The organism is Streptomyces mutomycini (assembly GCF_001700505.1).
In the GTDB taxonomy this organism is placed as follows: domain Bacteria; phylum Actinomycetota; class Actinomycetes; order Streptomycetales; family Streptomycetaceae; genus Streptomyces; species Streptomyces mutomycini.
In genome coordinates this window covers 1-16,845 of sequence record NZ_MAPV01000158.1, presented here as the reverse complement: position 1 = coordinate 16,845, position 16,845 = coordinate 1, and the positions used below count along the sequence as shown (strand labels likewise).

The 16,845-nt window shown below is 68.9% G+C and carries 16 protein-coding genes and 1 pseudogene; 4 read left to right on the top strand and 13 right to left on the bottom strand.

Annotated features, from left to right (window positions below; genetic code table 11):
* Positions 1 to 30: 30 nt before the first annotated feature.
* Positions 31 to 705: a glycoside hydrolase family 75 protein gene (locus BFF76_RS22390; RefSeq protein ID WP_381823977.1), complete on the bottom strand. Its 675-nt coding sequence runs from the start codon at positions 703 to 705 to the stop codon at positions 31 to 33.
* A 164-nt stretch (positions 706 to 869) separates the two neighbouring features.
* Entirely contained in the window at positions 870 to 2,675 is a 1,806-nt protein-coding gene (gene ggt / locus BFF76_RS22385) for a gamma-glutamyltransferase (RefSeq protein ID WP_053930768.1), read from the bottom strand.
* Positions 2,676 to 3,065: 390 nt separating this feature from the next.
* Between ggt and BFF76_RS22380 the strand changes: the two genes are divergently transcribed.
* Entirely contained in the window at positions 3,066 to 3,560 is a 495-nt protein-coding gene (locus BFF76_RS22380) for a GNAT family N-acetyltransferase (protein WP_031089645.1), read from the top strand.
* Positions 3,561 to 3,740: 180 nt separating this feature from the next.
* Here BFF76_RS22380 and BFF76_RS22375 read toward each other — a convergent pair whose 3' ends face one another.
* From BFF76_RS22375 to BFF76_RS22350, 6 genes are all read right to left on the bottom strand, one after another.
* A complete protein-coding gene (locus BFF76_RS22375; protein ID WP_065848923.1) occupies positions 3,741 to 4,265 on the bottom strand; it encodes an O-acetyl-ADP-ribose deacetylase in 525 nt (174 codons plus the stop codon).
* 542 nt (positions 4,266 to 4,807) lie between these two features.
* Complete coding sequence (locus BFF76_RS22370) at positions 4,808 to 5,680, bottom strand: amino acid ABC transporter permease (RefSeq protein WP_031089641.1); 873 nt, start codon at positions 5,678 to 5,680, stop codon at positions 4,808 to 4,810.
* The gene (locus BFF76_RS22365) at positions 5,677 to 6,321 is read right to left on the bottom strand and encodes an amino acid ABC transporter permease (protein WP_031089640.1); all 645 of its coding nucleotides are present in this window, start codon (positions 6,319 to 6,321) and stop codon (positions 5,677 to 5,679) included. The genes BFF76_RS22370 and BFF76_RS22365 overlap by 4 nt, the downstream gene beginning before the upstream one ends.
* A 16-nt stretch (positions 6,322 to 6,337) precedes the next feature.
* Positions 6,338 to 7,252, bottom strand: a complete 915-nt coding sequence (locus BFF76_RS22360) for a glutamate ABC transporter substrate-binding protein (protein ID WP_031089638.1) — start codon at positions 7,250 to 7,252, stop codon at positions 6,338 to 6,340.
* A gap of 12 nt (positions 7,253 to 7,264) precedes the next feature.
* Complete coding sequence (locus tag BFF76_RS22355) at positions 7,265 to 8,008, bottom strand: amino acid ABC transporter ATP-binding protein (RefSeq protein ID WP_031089636.1); 744 nt, start codon at positions 8,006 to 8,008, stop codon at positions 7,265 to 7,267.
* A 102-nt stretch (positions 8,009 to 8,110) separates the two neighbouring features.
* Positions 8,111 to 8,572 (bottom strand): DUF6278 family protein, encoded by a 462-nt coding sequence (locus BFF76_RS22350; protein ID WP_031089634.1) that lies wholly within the window; start codon positions 8,570 to 8,572, stop codon positions 8,111 to 8,113.
* Positions 8,573 to 8,679: 107 nt separating this feature from the next.
* Between BFF76_RS22350 and BFF76_RS22345 the strand changes: the two genes are divergently transcribed.
* On the top strand, positions 8,680 to 9,459 hold the full coding sequence (locus BFF76_RS22345; protein ID WP_031089632.1) for an SDR family NAD(P)-dependent oxidoreductase: 780 nt from the start codon (positions 8,680 to 8,682) through the stop codon (positions 9,457 to 9,459).
* 152 nt (positions 9,460 to 9,611) lie between these two features.
* On the opposite strand, the gene BFF76_RS22340 is transcribed toward BFF76_RS22345, so the two are convergent.
* From BFF76_RS22340 to BFF76_RS22320, 5 genes are all read right to left on the bottom strand, one after another.
* Complete coding sequence (locus tag BFF76_RS22340) at positions 9,612 to 10,391, bottom strand: exodeoxyribonuclease III (protein ID WP_031089630.1); 780 nt, start codon at positions 10,389 to 10,391, stop codon at positions 9,612 to 9,614.
* Between the two features lie 34 nt (positions 10,392 to 10,425).
* Positions 10,426 to 11,073, bottom strand: a complete 648-nt coding sequence (locus BFF76_RS22335) for an MBL fold metallo-hydrolase (RefSeq protein WP_031089629.1) — start codon at positions 11,071 to 11,073, stop codon at positions 10,426 to 10,428.
* 12 nt (positions 11,074 to 11,085) lie between these two features.
* A complete protein-coding gene (gene pcaDC / locus BFF76_RS22330; protein WP_267882475.1) occupies positions 11,086 to 12,345 on the bottom strand; it encodes a bifunctional 3-oxoadipate enol-lactonase/4-carboxymuconolactone decarboxylase PcaDC in 1,260 nt (419 codons plus the stop codon).
* 562 nt (positions 12,346 to 12,907) lie between these two features.
* On the bottom strand, positions 12,908 to 13,558 hold the full coding sequence (locus BFF76_RS22325; RefSeq protein WP_065848922.1) for a hypothetical protein: 651 nt from the start codon (positions 13,556 to 13,558) through the stop codon (positions 12,908 to 12,910).
* Positions 13,559 to 13,787: 229 nt separating this feature from the next.
* Entirely contained in the window at positions 13,788 to 14,942 is a 1,155-nt protein-coding gene (locus BFF76_RS22320; protein WP_065848921.1) for a cellulase family glycosylhydrolase, read from the bottom strand.
* A 572-nt stretch (positions 14,943 to 15,514) separates the two neighbouring features.
* On the opposite strand from BFF76_RS22320, the gene BFF76_RS22315 reads away from it, so the two are divergent.
* Positions 15,515 to 15,925: a hypothetical protein gene (locus tag BFF76_RS22315; protein WP_141695645.1), complete on the top strand. Its 411-nt coding sequence runs from the start codon at positions 15,515 to 15,517 to the stop codon at positions 15,923 to 15,925.
* 136 nt (positions 15,926 to 16,061) lie between these two features.
* Positions 16,062 to 16,845: pseudogene (locus BFF76_RS33985) on the top strand (IS5 family transposase); the annotation flags it as partial.

Here is a 16,845-nt window from a genome sequence, read left to right as displayed (position 1 = left end):
GGAAAGCCGCTGCCCTGTCCGTCGGCCCCTTCAGGTGCCCCCGATGAACTTCCTGGCGAGCACCTCTCCGGCGCTGACGGCGGCGGCAGGACTCTCGATCGGAGACGCCTTGGAGTGCCTGAAGAGGATGTAGGTGACACCGGACGCCGTGCCGCCGGTTTTCGGGTCCGGATCGATCCCGAGCGAACGGGCCAGGCCGTACGAGCCCTCCCCGATCACTCCGGTGGGCCCTGTGTCACCGACGACGGCGTAGCGGACCTTGCCGTCATGGATGACGGCGGCCACACCGCCGCCCTTGATCCCCGCCGTGGTGTAGTTCCACAGCGGACCCGGGCCGGGGACGACGACGTACGGCACCTCCGCGGAGTCCAGGTACTTGCCGTCCGACCCCTGGAACGCCGTCTGCGGCTGGAAGGAGGGGTCGGTCCTCGTGTTGCAGACGGTGCTGACCTGGCCGTCGCAGTCGATGTCCATGTCGGCTTCCCAGAACACGGCCTCGTCGGTCCCGCAGACCGGGACCGTGGCTGCGGCGCTCTGGTCCGTCCGGTACTTCCCCTGGGAGATCCGGGTGCAGTTCTGCACCTCGGCCAGCAGTTCGGCGGCCCCGACAGGGGCTTCCCCGCCTCCGGATGCCGCGGCGGGGAGTGTCGAGGCGAGCAGAGCGGCGCCGGAGAGCGCCGAGAGGACCAGCATGCGCGTACGCACCGTCGTGGATGCCCTTTCACTGGACACGAGGAACCCTGACGGGCTCCCTCCTTGCCGACGCGGCCCGGTGGGTGGTCAACAGGCCGCGTCAAGGCCTCGGGGCCGGAGCGGCGCCATGAATCGCGCCCTCCCGGCCCCGAGGCCCCTGCTGGCGCAGAGATGGGTCACGAACCGCCGCTCGGCGCTACCACCATGGCCGAGCCGCCACCGCGCCGCACCTTTTCGGCGGCCGCGAGCCAGCGTCCTCCGGGGAGGCGCTGGATGCCCGTGGCGGCCCCGATCTCCGGGTTCGCCTTGAAGACGTGCCCGAGGGCCTCCAGCTTCCCGCGCACCGGGCTGTCCCACAGCCCCGGCTCGATCTCGGTCGTGGCCGAGTTGCGCTGGCTGGCGCGTGGGGCGGCGATCGCCTCGACGAGCGGCAGCCCCCGGTCCACGTGGCCGGTCAGGGACTGCAGGACGGTCGTGATGATGGTGGCACCGCCCGGTGTTCCCAGGGCCAGTACGGGCTTTCCGTGCTCCAGCACGATCGTCGGCGAGATGGACGAGCGCGGGCGCTTGGCCGGGCCCGGCAGATTCGGGTCGTGGACCGCCGGATTCGCCGGCGCGAACGAGAAGTCGGTCAGCTCGTTGTTGAGCAGGAAGCCCCGCCCGGGCACGGTGATGCCGCTGCCGCCGGTCGACTCGATCGTCAGGGTGTAGGCGACGACGTTGCCCCACTTGTCGGCGGTGGTCAGATGCGTCGTGTTCTCACCCTCGTACGTCGTAGGGGCGGCCTCGCCCCCGGTGGCGCAGCGGGTGGGATCGCGCGGGTCGCCCGGAGGGAGCGGGCTGGTGAGCACCGCGTCGTCCTTGATGAGGCATTCGCGTGAGTCGGCGAAACGCTGGCTGAGCAGCTCCCGTGTCGGCACGTCCTCGAAGGCGGGGTCACCGACCCACCGGCCCCGGTCGGCGAACGCGATCCGGCTCGCCTCGATGAGACGGTGCAGGTACTGGGTCTCGCTCACCTTCGAAAGGTCCGTCGACTCCAGGATGTTGAGGGCCTCGCCCACGCTCGTACCCCCGGACGAGGACGGCGCGATGCCGTACACGTCGAGGCCCCGGTAGTCGGTCTTCGTCGGGGCCTGGCGCAGCGCGCGGTACGCCTTCAGGTCCCCCGTCGTGAGGTCTCCCGGACGCACCACCCGCGTCGCCGCCGGGTCGACGGGTGGCTTGCGCACCGTCGACACGATGTCCCGCGCCAGCTCACCCCGGTACAGCTCGTCGACGCCCTCGCGGCCCAGCGTCCTGTACGTGCGGGCGAGGTCGGGGTTCTTGAACACCGACCCGGTCACCGGCAACTGACCGCCGGGCAGGAAGAGTTCGGCGCTCGCGGGAAAGTCGGCGAACCGTGCCTGGTTGGCGGCCGTCTGGGAGCGGAAGGTCTCGTCCACGACGAACCCGTCGCGGGCCAGCCGCTCGGCCGGCTCGAGGAGCCGCTTGAGCGGCTTGCTCCCCCAGGCGTCGAGCGCCTTCTCCCAGGTGGCGGGCGTGCCGGGGGTTCCGACCCCCAGTCCGCTGGTGACGGCGTCGTTGAAGGGGATCGGCCGCCCGTCCTCCAGGAAGAGCGAGGAGTCCGCGCTGCGGGGTGCGGTCTCGCGGCCGTCGACGGTCTGTACGCGCCCCGTCCTCGCGTCGTAGTGGACGAAGTACCCGCCACCGCCGATGCCCGCCGAGTAGGGCTCGGTGACACCGAGCGCGGCAGCGGTGGCGACGGCCGCGTCAACGGCGTTGCCGCCCTTGCGGAGTACCTCGATACCAGCCGCCGAGGCGTCCGCGTCGACACTCGACACGGCTCCCCCGTAGCCCACCGCCAGCGGGGACTTGGGAGGTGGAGCGGGTGGCGCCGAGGCCGCGGGCGTCGCGGCCCCGAGCGAGCCGATGACGGCGATCACGACTGGGAACGACACATTCCGGCCGAGGGAACGACGCATCCGTACCTCCTGTGAAGAATCGTCCGCGCAGGGTAGCGCCGCACCACCCGTACCGTCAGGACCGCCTCGGCCACACGTTCGAACGGACCGCTGACATGGCCGCTCATGAATGACGACGTTCGCAACATCGTCCTGGGTCTCATGGCTGCCGGAGTAGGCGCCACCCCCGGCCGTAGGTGACCGCCTTTACCTCACGTCGTCTGCGCAGCCGAGGCAACTATTGGCGCGTCGTGACAGTTGCGGCGGGCGGCGGACGTTGGTCGCTCTTCCGGACAACCGGCGATCAACAGCAGGGCGGTGCGGCGTTCGCGTGGATCTTGCTGATTGCTGAACCGTTCCTCGGTCGGAAAACCAGGTGGCCCCAGCGGACCATCTGGGTAAGGTCGGGCAATGCCCAAGCTGAAGCCGCTGCATGCCGGCCATGCCCCGGCGGTCCTGGCCTTCGAGCTGGCGAACCGCGCCTACTTCGCTGCCTCGGTCCCCGACCGCGGCGACGACTTCTTCGAACAGTTCAACGACCGGTACAACGCCTCGCTGGCCGAGCACGAGGCGGGCATCTGCGCCTTCCACGTGCTCGTCGCCGAGGACGGCTCGGTACTCGGCAGGTTCAACCTGTACGACTTGGAGGACGGCACTGCCAGGCTCGGCTACCGGGTCGCGGAGCAGGTCGCCGGCCGCGGCGTGGCGACCACGACCGTCCGGGAGCTGTGCCGGATGGCGGCAGCGATGCACGGCCTGCGCACACTGCGGGCGGCCACCTCGCACGACAACGCCGCGTCCCAAAGGGTCCTGACCAAGGCCGGGTTCGTCCCCGCCGGCCCTGCCACCCCGGCCGATCTCGGCGGCAAGTCAGGCACCTGGTACCAGCGCGACCTCCAGCCGTAGGCCTTGATCTTGCTCGTGGGGGCGGCCGAGCGTTCCAGGACCGATGAGCCGAGGCCACCCGGACGCCATGCAGCGCCTGCTCGGCCGGACCCGATGGGATGCCGGCGCCGTGCGCGATGATGCGCGGGAGTATGCGGGTCGGCAACCTGTGCACCTGGCCCGACGTAAAAGGGTCCCTGTCTACGCCGCCAGAGCCTCGCCGAAGCGCGCGTACGCCTCCTCGCCGTACAGCACGAACCGGACCTCGGTTACCGGAGGCAGGGTGGCCTCGCGGACCGTACACACGGCGATCCGGGCACCGTCGTCGAGCGGCCACCCGTAGATGCCCGTCGAGATCGCCGGAAAGGCAACCGTCCGGGCTCCCACTTCTGATGCCACCCTCAGGGACTCCCGGTAACAGGAGGCCAGCAACGCGGAACGGTCCTCCGTTCGCGACCAGACCGGGCCCACCGTATGAACGACGTGCTCCGCGTGCAGCCGGCCGGCCGTCGTCGCCACGGCCTGCCCGGTCGGCAGGCCCTTCCCGTAGTGCGAGGCCCGCAGGTCGCGGCAGGCAGCGAGGATCTCCGGCCCGCCACGCCGGTGGATCGCACCGTCCACCCCACCACCGCCGAGGAGGGAAGAGTTGGCAGCGTTGACCAGCACGTCGGCGTGCTGCTCGGTGATGTCCCCGCGTACGAGGGTGATCATCGGTCGTGTCGTCATGCGGCCATTCTGCCGCCCGGTCACTCCGCCCCCGCCCCGCAGGGAAACCACCCACGGCGGATCACACGGCGGGGCCGGGGCCGGGAGCAGCGCAGGCGGGATGCCCACGGCGTGATCAGGCCCGGGCGCCGTCCACCTAGTCGGCGTTGATCAGCGCCTGGCGCAGCTGGATGACAACGTCCGGGTGGCCGGTCATATCCGCTGCGGCCTGAAGACGATCGCCCCACGCACCGGGAAGGGCGGCACCCCGCCGTCTGTCGACGACATGGGGCCGCCCTTCCGGCGGTCTGATCGGCAACGCCCCCTCACCTCTTCACGGACCGGTAGCGGGACGGCCGTTCCTCCGTGGGCGATGAGCCGCCTCCGCGCCCACGCCAGGCCGGTCATGCCGCCTGGTGGCCCTCGCCGGTCCTCGTCCGCATCGGCGCGACCCGGCCGGCTCACAGCTGACCTTCTCCCCCGGCGGACACGGGCAGGTCTTGTCCCGTGCCCGCGGTGCGGGGAGTGATCACCGACTGCTGCCGGGCGGACTCGGCGACGGCCTACCCCAGGCGGCCCGGCAGCACCGTTCCCGGTTCGGCGGCGGCTACGCCCGTCCCCTCCGTCTTCGGGTTGCGCCGCTGCCGTCTGGCCACCCAGGTGGCGAACCAGGAGAGCAGCATGCACATGCCGATGTAGATGGGTGAGATCACCATGACCACCGGGATGAACGGCAGGTCGTAGTCGAGGTTCGAGGCGATCAGCTTGCCCGCATGGAGGAACTCCTCGTACGTGATCAGATAGCCGAGCGAGGTGTCCTTGAGTGCCACCACCAGCTGGCTGATGATGGTGGGCAGCATCGCGCGCACGGCCTGCGGGGCCAGGACATGGGTGGTGACCTGCGTCTTGCGCATGCCCAGCGCGAACGCCGCCTCCCGCTGTCCACGCTCCACGGAGTTGATCCCCGTGCGGAACACCTCGGCGAGCACGGACCCGTTGTAGAGGGTCAGCCCGGCCACCAGCGCGGGCAGTGGCTGGACCTTCAGCGCGACGAAGATGAAGAAGATCATCACCAGCACGGGCATGGCCCTGAAGAACTCGACCAGCAGTGTCGAGATCCAGCGCACGGGCCCGTGGTCGGAGAGCCGGCCGACGGCGAGCAGCGCCCCGAGCGCCAGCGAGAGGACCGCGGCGTAGGCGAAGGCCTTGAGAGTGTTGCCGAGTCCGCGCAGCAGCAGCTCCTGAATGCCCTTGTACGTGAAGGGCGTCCATTTCTCGCTGGTGAACTGATCGGTGTCGAAGAGCAGATAGAGGATCCAGCCGAGCAGCGCGACGATCACGGCCGTCGAGATGACTCCGTAGGTGAAGTGCCGCTTGCGGGTGACCGGCCCGGGGATGTCGTAGAGCGCGGTGGCGGAGGTGGTGGAGTGGGTCATCGGGCGACTCCCCAGCGCTTCTCCAACACGTTGAAGAGCGCACTGATGGCGAGGGTGATGATCAGATATCCGACGGCGATCCAGACGAAGGACCAGATGATGCTGTAGCCGAGTTCGTTGAGGGTCTTGTAGGTGCCGAGCAGCTCGGTGACGCTGAAGGCCCCGGCGATCGCGGAGTTCTTGGCCAGGGCGATGAGTGTCGAGCCCACCGGGGGGATCACCGACCGGAAGGCCTGCGGCAGCACCACGTTGCCCAGGGTCTGCCCGAAGGACATCCCGAGGCTCCGGGCGGCTTCGCCCTGCCCCGTGGGCACGGTGTTGATGCCGGAGCGCAGGGCCTCGCAGATGAAGGCCGAGGTGTAACAGCCGAGGGCGAGGACCGCGAAGACCTGGAAGGGCAGGACCAGGCCGAAGCGCGGCAGTCCGAGCAGCACGGCGAAGAACAGCAGTGTCAGCGGGGTGTTGCGGAGCACCGCGACCCAGACGGTGCCGATCATCCGGAGCGAGCCGACGGGCGCGACCCGGAACGACGCCATGACGAAGCCGAGCACGAGCGCCAGGATCGAGGCGTAGACGGTGAGTTCGACGGTGCCGAGGAAGCCTTCGCCGTAGAGCGACCAGTTCTCTGTCAGTACGTCCATGGTGGTGTCCCGCCCCTCAGTTCGCCGGATAGCGGTCGATGGGCGGCGGTGTCGGCGCGGGTACCCCGGACAGGCCCAGAGTCGCTTCGAACGCCTTCTTCCAGTTGCCGTTCTTCTCGTTCTCCTCCAGTGCGTCGTTGAGCGCGAAGCGCAGCGCGTTGTCGCTGCGTGGTACGCCGATGCCGTAAGGCTCCTCGGAGAAGGGCTTGCCGACCACCTTCATCTCGTCCGGCGCCTTGGCCGCGAATCCCAGCAGGATGGCGTCGTCCGTCGTCACGGCGTCGACCTGGAAGGTCAGCAGGTTGTCGACGCAGATCGAGTAGGTGTCGTACGCGACGAGATCCGCCTCCGGGTAGTCGGCGGCGATGCGCTGGTACGGCGTGGAACCGGCAGCCGAACAGACGGTCTTGCCCGCCAGGTCCTGCGGTCCGTCGATGTCGTTCTCGTCCGTGCGCACCAGGAGCCCCTGGCCGGCCATGTAGTAGGGACCGGCGAAACCGACGAGCTTCTTTCGCATGTCGTTGATCGTGTAGGTGCCGACGTAGTAGTCGATCTGTCCGTTCTGGAGTGCCGTCTCACGGTTGGCGGAGGCGATGGTCCGGAAACGGATCCCGTCCGGCTCGAAGCCGAGCGAGGCCGCCATCATGCGCGCGATCTCGATGTCGAAGCCGGAGTAGACCCCGGTGGCCGGGTCCTTCTCGCCGAGGTAGGGCTGGTCCTCCTTGGCGCCGACGACGAGATGGCCACGCTTCTTGGCCTTCTTCCAGGTCTTCGACTCCGGCAGCTCGAAGCTGGTGTCGACCTTGTACTGGGGCAGCGCCCCGGCCTTCGGCCCCTTGACCGGCGGACTGCCCTCCCTGCCGCAGCCGGCAAGGAGCGCCGTGAGCAGGAGGCAGACCAGCACGGCCGCGATGTTCCTCGTACGCAACACGGTGCCCCCTGTTCAGTGCTTGAGGATCTTGGACAGGAAGTCCTTGGCGCGGTCGCTCTCCGGTGAGGTGAAGAAGTCCTCCGGGGTTCGGTCCTCGATGACGCATCCGTCGGACATGAAGACCACGCGGTTGGCGGCCGACCGGGCGAAACCCATCTCGTGCGTGACGACCACCATGGTCATGCCCTCCCTGGCGAGCTGCTGCATGACCTCGAGGACTTCGTTGATCATCTCGGGGTCGAGCGCGGAGGTGGGCTCGTCGAAGAGGAGCGCCTTGGGGTCCATGGCGAGGGCACGGGCGATGGCGACGCGCTGCTGCTGGCCGCCGGAGAGCTGGGCGGGGAACTTGTCGGCCTGCGAGGCGAGCCCGACCCGCTCCAGCAGTTCCCGGGAGCGCTGGTCGGCCTCGTCCTTCTTACGCTTGCGGACCTTCAGCTGGGCGAGCGAGACGTTCGCCAGCACGGTCTTGTGGGCGAACAGGTTGAACGACTGGAAGACCATGCCCACTTCGGCCCGGAGCTCCGCAAGTCCCTTGCCCTCCGCGGGTAGCGGCTTTCCGTCGATGGCGATGTGACCGGACTCGATCGTCTCAAGTCGGTTGATGGTCCGGCAGAGCGTTGATTTACCCGATCCGGAGGGGCCGATGACCACCACCACCTCCCCGCGGCCGACGGTGAGATTGATGTCCTGAAGTACGTGCAACTTCCCGAAGTACTTGTTGACGTCCCGCAGTTCGATCAACGGATCGACGGCCATACGCTGCCCTACCCACTTATCGCTGGTGTCGAGGTCAGCGCAAACTATCCGGGGTGGACACGCGCTTCGGGGCCGACACGCACCGGTGGCGCATAAGGCTTTTTATCGCGTTTTGGCCTCGGGGCCGCTCTCCGCGGACTCCGCGTACATCTCGGAGAGCTCGGGGCTGCCCGACATCGCCCAGTCCAGACCGGCGGCGACCACATCGATCTCGCGCCCCGACGTCAGCCGCACGACCGGCTTTCCGCCCGCCAGGATGTCCCAGGCGGCCCCGGGGACCGTGCGGACCAGCACGGTGCCGAGGTAGAGCCCGGCGTCGTTGCCCACCCAGGGCAGCTCCTCCGGGTCGTCGCGCCAGATGGGCGGCAGTTGGTCGAGCGCGGACAACGACGCGGGGCTGTCGTCGAGCTCGAGGCCGCACTGCCCTGCCGTGGCGCGCAGCAGCTCGCATTCCGCGAACAGCTCGGCGACGCCGTCCGGATCGATCTCGACGGCGGCCGCGAGAGCCATCTCGCGCGTACCGCCCTGGCGCTTACGCCAGTTGTCCAGAAAAGGGATGTTCATGCCACCAGGGTCCCATCCCTGACGCCTTCCGCACCGCAGGGCGCGCATCCGTACCGGTACCGGGACCCGCCCCGTACATGACCTGGCCACTTGTCTAAGGTACGGGCATGACGTCGCAGAACTATCTTTCCGGACTCTTCTCGCTGGAAGGCCGGGTCGCCGTGGTGACCGGCGGAAGCTCCGGCATCGGGCGGGCCATCACGGGGGCGCTCGCGCGGGCGGGCGCGAGTGTGGTGGTCGTGGCACGCAGGGAGTCGGAACTGGTGCGGACCGTCGGTGAACTCGACGCCGACGGCTGCCGGGCGGCCTGGGTGAGCGCCGACCTCGGGACCACCGAGGGCGTGCGTGCGGCCGGTGACGGTGCGGCGGCCGCGTTCGGTGAGCCCGACATCCTCGTCAACTGCGCGGGCGTCAACCTCCGGCCGCCGATGAGCGAGCTCGACGAGGACGTGTGGGACACCACGATGACGGTGAACCTCAAGGCCCCCTATCTGCTGGGCCGCAGGTTCGGCCCCGGCATGGCGGAGCGCGGCTTCGGGCGGATCATCCACATCACGTCCCAGCAGGCGCACCGGGCGTTCGTGCGAAGCGGGGCGTACGGCGTCTCCAAGGGCGCGCTGGAATCACTGGCGCGCTCGCAGGCCGAGGCATGGTCGCCGCACGGAGTCACCTGCAACACGCTGGTGCCCGGATTCGTCATGACACCGCTCAACCAGCAGCTGTCGTCGGACCCGGAGCGGGTTGCGGCGCTGGCCGCGCGCACGATGGTGGGACGCAACGGGCTGGCCGAGGACTTCGCGGGCGCCGCGGTGTTCCTGGCGAGCGCCGCCTCCTCGTACGTCACCGGACAGTCGCTCTTCGTCGACGGCGGGTTCTCGGTGCACTGAGCCGTCCGGTGACGCGGCTGCCGCCCCTGCAAGGGGCGGCGCCCGCGGCGCCCGGCGCGTGTCCTCCGTTTCGGCGGCGACCGCAGCGGCGACGTCGGACTACGCGATGTCCTCGTCGATGCCCAGCCATCCCGCGGCCACCGACCGCACCGTCAGACGTCGAGGTCCACGACCACCGGGGCGTGGTCGGATGCGCCCTTGCCCTTGCGCTCCTCGCGGTCGACGTAGCTGTCCTTGACCGCCCCCGCGAAGGGGGCGTTGCCGTAGACGAGGTCGATGCGCATGCCCTTGTTCTTCGGGAAGCTGAGCTGGCGGTAGTCCCAGTAGGTGTACGGGTGGTCGTACTTGAGGGGGCGCGGCACCACGTCGGAGAGTCCTGCCTCGCGCAGGGTGGCGAGCGCCTCCCGCTCGGCGGGGGTGACATGCGTGGCGCCCACGAACACCGCCGGGTCCCAGACGTCCTCGTCCGCCGGTGCGATGTTGAAGTCGCCGAGGACCGCGAACGGCAGCGTCCCCGCCGCGTCCGCGGCGACCGCCTGCCGCAGGGCCTCCAGCCAGCGCAGCTTGTAGGCGTAGTGGTCGTGGTCGACCTCGCGTCCGTTGGGGACGTAGACGGACCAGACGCGGACACCACCGCAGGTCGCCGAGATCGCCCTCGGCTCCTGCACGCCCTCGTAGTCAGGGCCGTCGGGCAGGCCCGTCACGACGTCGGTGAGACCGACGCGGGAGAGCAGCGCGACGCCGTTCCACCGGCCCGTGGCGTTGACCGCCGCCTCGTAACCCGCCTCCCGCAGCGCTTCGGCGGGGAACTGCTCCAGCGTGCATTTGGTCTCCTGGACGCACAGCACGTCGGTGCCGCTGCTCTCCAGCCAGGCCAGCAGCCTCGGAAGCCGGGCGGTGATCGAATTGACGTTCCACGTGGCGATGCGCATGCAGTAAACCTAACCGCTCCCACTGACAGCCGGGTCAGAGGCGGGTCGCGTCGCCGGGGGCCAGCCGGCCGTGGTCCGTGCCGCCCAGGGCGCCGATCTGGTTGTCGTAGATCGGACGGGCGAGGTCGGTGAGCAGTGCGTCGTGGATGTCGATGGCGCGGCGCGGCTTCACCTCGCGTACGTAGTCGATGACCTCCGAGATCTTGTTCCAGGGGGCCATGACCGGCAGCATCAGCGTGTCCACCGGGTGGTCGGGGACCGTGAGGGCGTCGCCCGGGTGGAAGACGGAACCGTCCACGAGGAAACCGATGTTGGTGACCCTCGGGATGTCAGGGTGGATCACCGCGTGCAGTTCGCCGTGCACCTGTACGTCGAGCCCCGCGGCGGTGAACGTGTCGCCGTGGCCCACCGTGTGCACCCGCCCCGGGAACGCGGCCGACACCTGCTCGGCCACACTGCGCAGGGTCCACACGCGCGCGGCGGGGTTGGACTCCAGCGCGGCACGCAGCCGGGCCTCGTTGAAGTGGTCGGGGTGTTCGTGCGTCACCAGGATCGCGTCGGCACCGACCGCGGCGTCGTCCTCGGTGAACCCGCCGGGGTCGATGACGAGCGACTGCCCGTTCCGCTCCAGGCGGACGCAGGAGTGGGTCTTCTTGGTGAGCGTCAGAGACGAAGCGTTCATGCACCCATACTGCTACGCGGGCGGGGTCGTTTCCTCCTGGATCACGGACTGGGCGATCTCGAACGCCGCGCCCGCCGCGGGGATGCCGCAGTAGACGGCGGTCTGGAGCAGCACCTCCTTGATCTCGACGGGGGTGAGCCCGTTGCGCAGGGCGGCCCTGACGTGCTGGGCGAGGCCGCCCAGGTGTCCGGATGCGACGACCGCGGTGAGGGAGACACAGCTGCGGGCCTTGCGGTCGAGCCCCTCCCTGCTCCAGATCTCACCCCAGGCGTAGCGGGTGAGGAGCTCCTCGAAGTCCTCGGTGAAGCCGTCCGACGCGGCCGCCGCGGCATCCACGTGGGCATCGCCCAGCACCTCGCGCCGGACCTTCATCCCCCGGTCGTACCGGTCGCTGCGTCCCGTCGGCGAGGCGTCGGGCAGTTCTGCCGCGGGGGCGATCTCCGCGACGGGTACGACGGGGGCGAACGGGGCGGCGAAGCCGGGGGAAGGCGGTACGGGGATCGACGCCGCGGTGTCCTGCCAGGCGGTCGAGAAGTGCATGAGCAGCAGGTCGGTGACGGCGGCCGGCTGCTCGACCGGCGCCAGGTGGGAGGCTCCGGGTACGAGGGCGAGCCGGGCGTCCGGGATGCCGGCGACCAGGGTACGGGCCTCGGCAGGGCCGGTGACCTTGTCCTCGGCGCCGACCAGGACGAGGGTCGGTACCCCGATCCGGGGCAGTTCCGTACGGATGTCGAAGGCGGCCAGGGCCTCGCAGGAGGCGATGTAGCAGCCGGGGTCGGTGGTGCGGACCATCTGGACGGCCCACTCGACGATGGCAGGCTGGGCGGCGGCGAAGCCGGGCGTGAACCAGCGTTCGGGGGAGGTCCGGGCGATCGGCTCCAGGCCGTTGCTCCGGACGATCACTCCGCGCTGCCGGAACTCGTCGGCCGTGCCGAAGCGCGGCGACGCGGCGACGAGCGCCAGGGCTGCGACCCGGTGCGGGTGGCGGAGCGCGAGGTCGGCACCGACGGCGCCGCCGATGGAGCAGCCGGCGTAGCCGAAGCGCTGCACCCCGACGCTGTCCAGCGTGGCGAGGAGGCGGTCGGCGAGGTCGGAGACCGCGGCGGCGGGATGCGCGGGGGCTCCGCCGTGCCCCGGCAGGTCGTAGCGGAAGATCCTCCAGTGCCGGGAGAGCTCGGGTATCTGGCGGTCCCACATGTGCCATGTGGTACCCAGAGACGGCCCGATCACCAGGACCGGAGCGTCTTCTGGCCCGTCAAAGCGGTATTGCATGGTGTTCGGTGGTGTCTCGGTCACCCGGAAAACCCTCTCATCTGTCACGAGATGTCACATCGCCGGGGTGGACCTAGCCAGTCTCGGCTCTCTCACGATGCCAGCTCCGGCGCCGGGACCCTCAAGAGACCGGTGTGGCTCACCGGCATGTGCCCGTGTCCGGGGTCATCCTGGCGTGCCCTTCCCCAGGTGGCTCGAGTTGCGCGCCTTCCCACGTAGAACGCTTGGCGGTAGCCGGATGAGCCCTCCAGGACTCCTGCCGACCACAACCAAGTGCCGGACTCCGGATCCACCTCAATCTTGCCGCCTATCAGGCTCGGCGAGACGCTCGGCACGCAGACCTCGTGGCTCACGCTTGCCCCTCTTCCGCAGCCCCGTGCAGGCCGTCCCACGTGGTGGCGGCCCCACGAGGATCCTCTACATCCGGCTTGACATACCACCGCTCAATGCGGGTTGATCATGAAGTCGGCGTGTGCGACAACGAAAGGCAGAGCGGGGCCGCCCTGCCCAAGGACAGAACGACCCCGCCGATGGGGCCGAAGGCCCCTGCTTGGAACGACCGTCAGCGCCCTGTGGCCTCCTGAACCGGGAACGCACGCGCCCAGGCGATGAACTCATCCGCTACGGGATAGTCCATCTCCACACCGGCCAGCGTGGCCTCCAGCGCGGCCGGAGGTACCCGGTCGACGTTCAGGAGCACCTCAGCCCAGCCTGGCGGACGCCGGTGACGAAACCCGCTGGATCGCGCCTTCATCTCAGCGTTCAGGACATCGCGGTCGAGGAACCTCCGCATCTGCGGAAACGTGTGTTCACGCAGCATCGCGAGCAGTTCTCCCGCGCACACGTCCGGATCCATGTCGGGCCCGTATGCCCAGTTGCCGCGGGCGGGCATGTCCGCAGTCGGATCCAGAGCGACACCTGCCGGCGGGATCAGGTCCCAGTGCAGCATCGCCTCACTCGCGTCCGGGGCCTTGTCCCTGGCCTGATCCCAGTGCTGACGATGGGCCCAGGCCCGCTGCGGAGCGGGAACGATCGACACCCGCGCGAAGAAGACCTCCCGGCGCAGATCGATCCGGTGCGGATGGAACTCCACCAGCGCACAGTCACCGTTTCCCCCGAAAAGGCGGAAGACCTTGGTCCCGTCCGGGACGAGCCCAGCCTCCTTGGCGGCTGGCACGACATGCCGACGCCGCCAGGCACTCTGCGAGATCATTACCGCCTCCTCCTTCCGACCATCATGCCGCCAGCTCGAACACGGCCGCGGTAACGCCCAGCGAATTGGCGGCGCCCGTCGCCGCAGCACCGGCCTCGGCCAGCGACTTCGACGACCTCTGGGACACCGTTCGTCAGATGGTCAAGGATGCGAAGAAGGCCAGGAAGAACCTTGGGATCAAGCCCCCTGCAACAGGACGACAGGAGTGCACCCCCACGCGCGGGTGCTGTCAGCTGTCCGCGCTGCTGCCGGCGACGACGCAGGAGCGACTGCTCTCCCAGCCCCACCCGTCACCGTCCGGGTCGGACGAACTGCCGTTGGCACAGTACGGGTACCCGTTGGGGGCAGTGCCGCTGCCCGTGTCTCCCCCGCCGCCGTAGACGGTCGCGGTCTCGGAGGTGGCGGCGATGCCGTTGGCGCCGTTGATGAAGCGGTTACCCCAGGTCGTCAGGGAGTTCGCGTCGAAGCCGTTGACCATGTCGAGGTACTCGACGCCGCTGCCGTTGCCGCTCCAGGACCAGCCGACGTACCCCACGCCCAGGGACTGCGCGGTCGCCATGATGGCGTCCTCGTCCGGGTTTCCGTCGCTGTGCTGGTCACCGAACTCGCCTACGACGATGGCCAGTTCGTTGTCGGTGAAATGGTGCAGGTAGTCCTGCACCTCGGCGGCCGTGTCGTAGACGCCGTACATGTGGATCGAGAAGATGGTGTTGCGGTCGGGATCGGATGCGAAGACCGAGGCCGCGTTGTCCCGCATCGTCCCGGACCAGTCCTGGCCCCAGTTGGGGGCGTCCACCATCAGAGCGTGGTCGATGCCGGCGTTCCTCAGCTTGCTGATCGCGCTCTTCGTCGCGCCGGTCCATGCCGAGGCGTTCGTGTTGCCGTACGGTTCGTTGCCGATGTTGACGACGACGTAGTCCTCCTGCCCCTCGAGCGCGCTCTTCACGCCGATCCAGTAGTCGGCAGCCTTCTCCAGGGTGGTGGCCGCGCCGTCCTCGCCGTATCCGGTGGTGTCATGCACCTCCAGCACACAGATGACCTTGCTGGCCTTGCACTGGCCGATGAGGGCGGAGACCTGGGAGACACTTGTCTTCGTCCACCGGTCGCCACTTCCGAGGACGACGCGGACGGTGTTGGCGCCCTTGGCCGCTATGTCGGCGATGGCGGTCGTCTGCTCGGGATACCAGGCGTAGGCGTGGTTGACGCCGCGCATGACGAACTCGTTCCCGTTCGCCTCGACCACGTCTCCGTTACTGACTCGGATACCGGTGGGCGCGGCCTCGGCCTCGCCGACGGAAGGGCCGACGATCGAGCCCAGCAGGCCCAGGGCGGCGGCGAACGCCATGCCGGCCGTCGTGATCAGGGTGCTTCCCGGCTTTCGCATTTCTCTCCTCGGATACCAATGCGGGTGCGTGGACGGGTACGGAGCGGGACGAGACCGTGGGACGGCGACAACCCACCTGACAACGATGTCTGGCGGCCGCACCGGCCCATGAGGGCACGCTTGGTGAGCGCCGCATGCACTTCGGAGGGGCATGCACCGAGGGCAGACTTCGCAGGCGTCGTGATGGTGGGGGTAGCGCCGGACAACTGACTTCGACCAGCTGCGACTTCGGCCGGATGCGGCTCGAACGGGCTGTCGCCACACCATGAGGCACCGGGTGTTACGCCCCTGTCAATAGCGGGTTCGCGATCCGTCCACCAAGCACAAAATCCCTCATTGAACTAAACCGCTAAACGCCCTGGCCATCCCTATCGCGCACGAAGAAGTGGCCATCGAGCAGCAAAAACAGAGGCATCGCGACTGATTGACAGTCACACGACCCAGCCCTACGTTCCTGCTCGGTAAACCGGTACAGGGCCGGAGTTCACCTCGTCGAGCCGCCGAGGCCGGCCCGTCCGCCTGCCGTACCCTTCCGAGGCTGCGGTCCGCCCCCTTCGGACGAAAGAGACGCGATGCGCACTCACCCTCGTACGAACCAGGCTTCCCAGGCCCTGGTGGTCCTGCTTCTTGCCGCTTTGGCGGGCATCGGCCCGACACTCGTGCGCCCCGCCCCGGCATCGGCTGTCGACGACCCCTTCGCGACGCGTTGCGGTACCCGCATCTGCCTCGACGGCGAGGAGCACTACGTCGCCGGGGCCAAGGCGTACGACCCGTTCACCTTCGGTTCGGGCTCCGGCGACACGGAGGCGGAGCACATGGACAAGGCGCGCATCGACGCCCACTTCGCCCGCATGCGTGACGACGGTGTCGATGTCGCGCGGCTCCGGATGTTCAGTCACGAGGACTGGCGCGGCTTCGAGAAGGGCGAGGGGGTGTACAGCGAGCAACAGTTCGTTGCTTCACCTCCTGCAAGAACCACGTGAGCCATGCGCCGAATCGGACGAACCACTACTCGGGCGTCAAACACAAGGATGATCCGACGACCTTCGCCTGGGTTCTCATGAATGCGCCGCGTCACTAGGGCGTGTCTCTTCGATCAGGTAGTTCGTTGTCCTGGGCATGCTCAGCAGAGGGGATCTGACGGACGGTGAGTGGGCAGTGCTGGAGCCGCTGCTGCCGGTGAGCAACAACCGGTGCGGCCGGTGGCGAGATCACCGGCAAGTGATCAACGGCATCATTCATCGGCTCAGCTCCGGGGTTCAGTGGCGTGAGCTGCCCAAGCGCTTCGGCCCATGGAAGACCGTCCACAAGCGGCATCTGCTGTGGTCGGCCGACGGTACCTGGGAGATGCTCCTTCAACACGTCCAAGCCGCTGCCGGTGTCGAGGGAGACCTCGACTGGAACGTCAACGTTGACTCCACCTCCGTGCGCGCCCACCAGCATGCCGCCGGTGCCCTCAAGAAGCCGCCGCCTGCCCCCGCCGACTCATCAAAAGGGGCGCCACAAAGATCAGTTCACCTGCGCGCGCACATCACCCTGCGGCTCCGGCCGGAGGAGGCGGTGCGCCGGGCGAGGCTCTCGGCCGTTCCCGCGGCGGGCTGACCACCAAGATCCACGTAGCTGCGGAGGGCCGCTGCCGCCCGTTGTCCCTGCTCACCACGCCGGGGCAGCAGGCGGACTGCACTCAGTTCGAACCGATCATGGACAAGATCCGCGTTCCCCGCACAGAACTCGGGCGACCCCGCCGCACCCCGGACAGCATCTCCGCCGACAAGGCTTACAGCAACCGCAAGATCCGTGCTTACCTCCGCAAGCGCGGCATCCGGCACGTGATCCCCGAGAAGAAGGACCACAAGGCCGCCCGCCTGCGACGGGGGTCGCGCGGCGGGCGCCCGCCGGGCTT

Coding starts and splice junctions, on each gene's coding strand:
- ggt (WP_053930768.1), bottom strand. CDS start 2,675: ATGCGTCGTTCCCTCGGCCGGAATGTGTCGTTCCCAGTCGTGATCGCC.
- BFF76_RS22380 (WP_031089645.1), top strand. CDS start 3,066: ATGCCCAAGCTGAAGCCGCTGCATGCCGGCCATGCCCCGGCGGTCCTG.
- BFF76_RS22375 (WP_065848923.1), bottom strand. CDS start 4,265: ATGACGACACGACCGATGATCACCCTCGTACGCGGGGACATCACCGAG.
- BFF76_RS22370 (WP_031089641.1), bottom strand. CDS start 5,680: ATGACCCACTCCACCACCTCCGCCACCGCGCTCTACGACATCCCCGGG.
- BFF76_RS22365 (WP_031089640.1), bottom strand. CDS start 6,321: ATGGACGTACTGACAGAGAACTGGTCGCTCTACGGCGAAGGCTTCCTC.
- BFF76_RS22355 (WP_031089636.1), bottom strand. CDS start 8,008: ATGGCCGTCGATCCGTTGATCGAACTGCGGGACGTCAACAAGTACTTC.
- BFF76_RS22350 (WP_031089634.1), bottom strand. CDS start 8,572: ATGAACATCCCTTTTCTGGACAACTGGCGTAAGCGCCAGGGCGGTACG.
- BFF76_RS22345 (WP_031089632.1), top strand. CDS start 8,680: ATGACGTCGCAGAACTATCTTTCCGGACTCTTCTCGCTGGAAGGCCGG.
- BFF76_RS22340 (WP_031089630.1), bottom strand. CDS start 10,391: ATGCGCATCGCCACGTGGAACGTCAATTCGATCACCGCCCGGCTTCCG.
- BFF76_RS22335 (WP_031089629.1), bottom strand. CDS start 11,073: ATGAACGCTTCGTCTCTGACGCTCACCAAGAAGACCCACTCCTGCGTC.
- pcaDC (WP_267882475.1), bottom strand. CDS start 12,345: ATGCAATACCGCTTTGACGGGCCAGAAGACGCTCCGGTCCTGGTGATC.
- BFF76_RS22325 (WP_065848922.1), bottom strand. CDS start 13,558: ATGATCTCGCAGAGTGCCTGGCGGCGTCGGCATGTCGTGCCAGCCGCC.
- BFF76_RS22320 (WP_065848921.1), bottom strand. CDS start 14,942: ATGCGAAAGCCGGGAAGCACCCTGATCACGACGGCCGGCATGGCGTTC.
- BFF76_RS22315 (WP_141695645.1), top strand. CDS start 15,515: ATGCGCACTCACCCTCGTACGAACCAGGCTTCCCAGGCCCTGGTGGTC.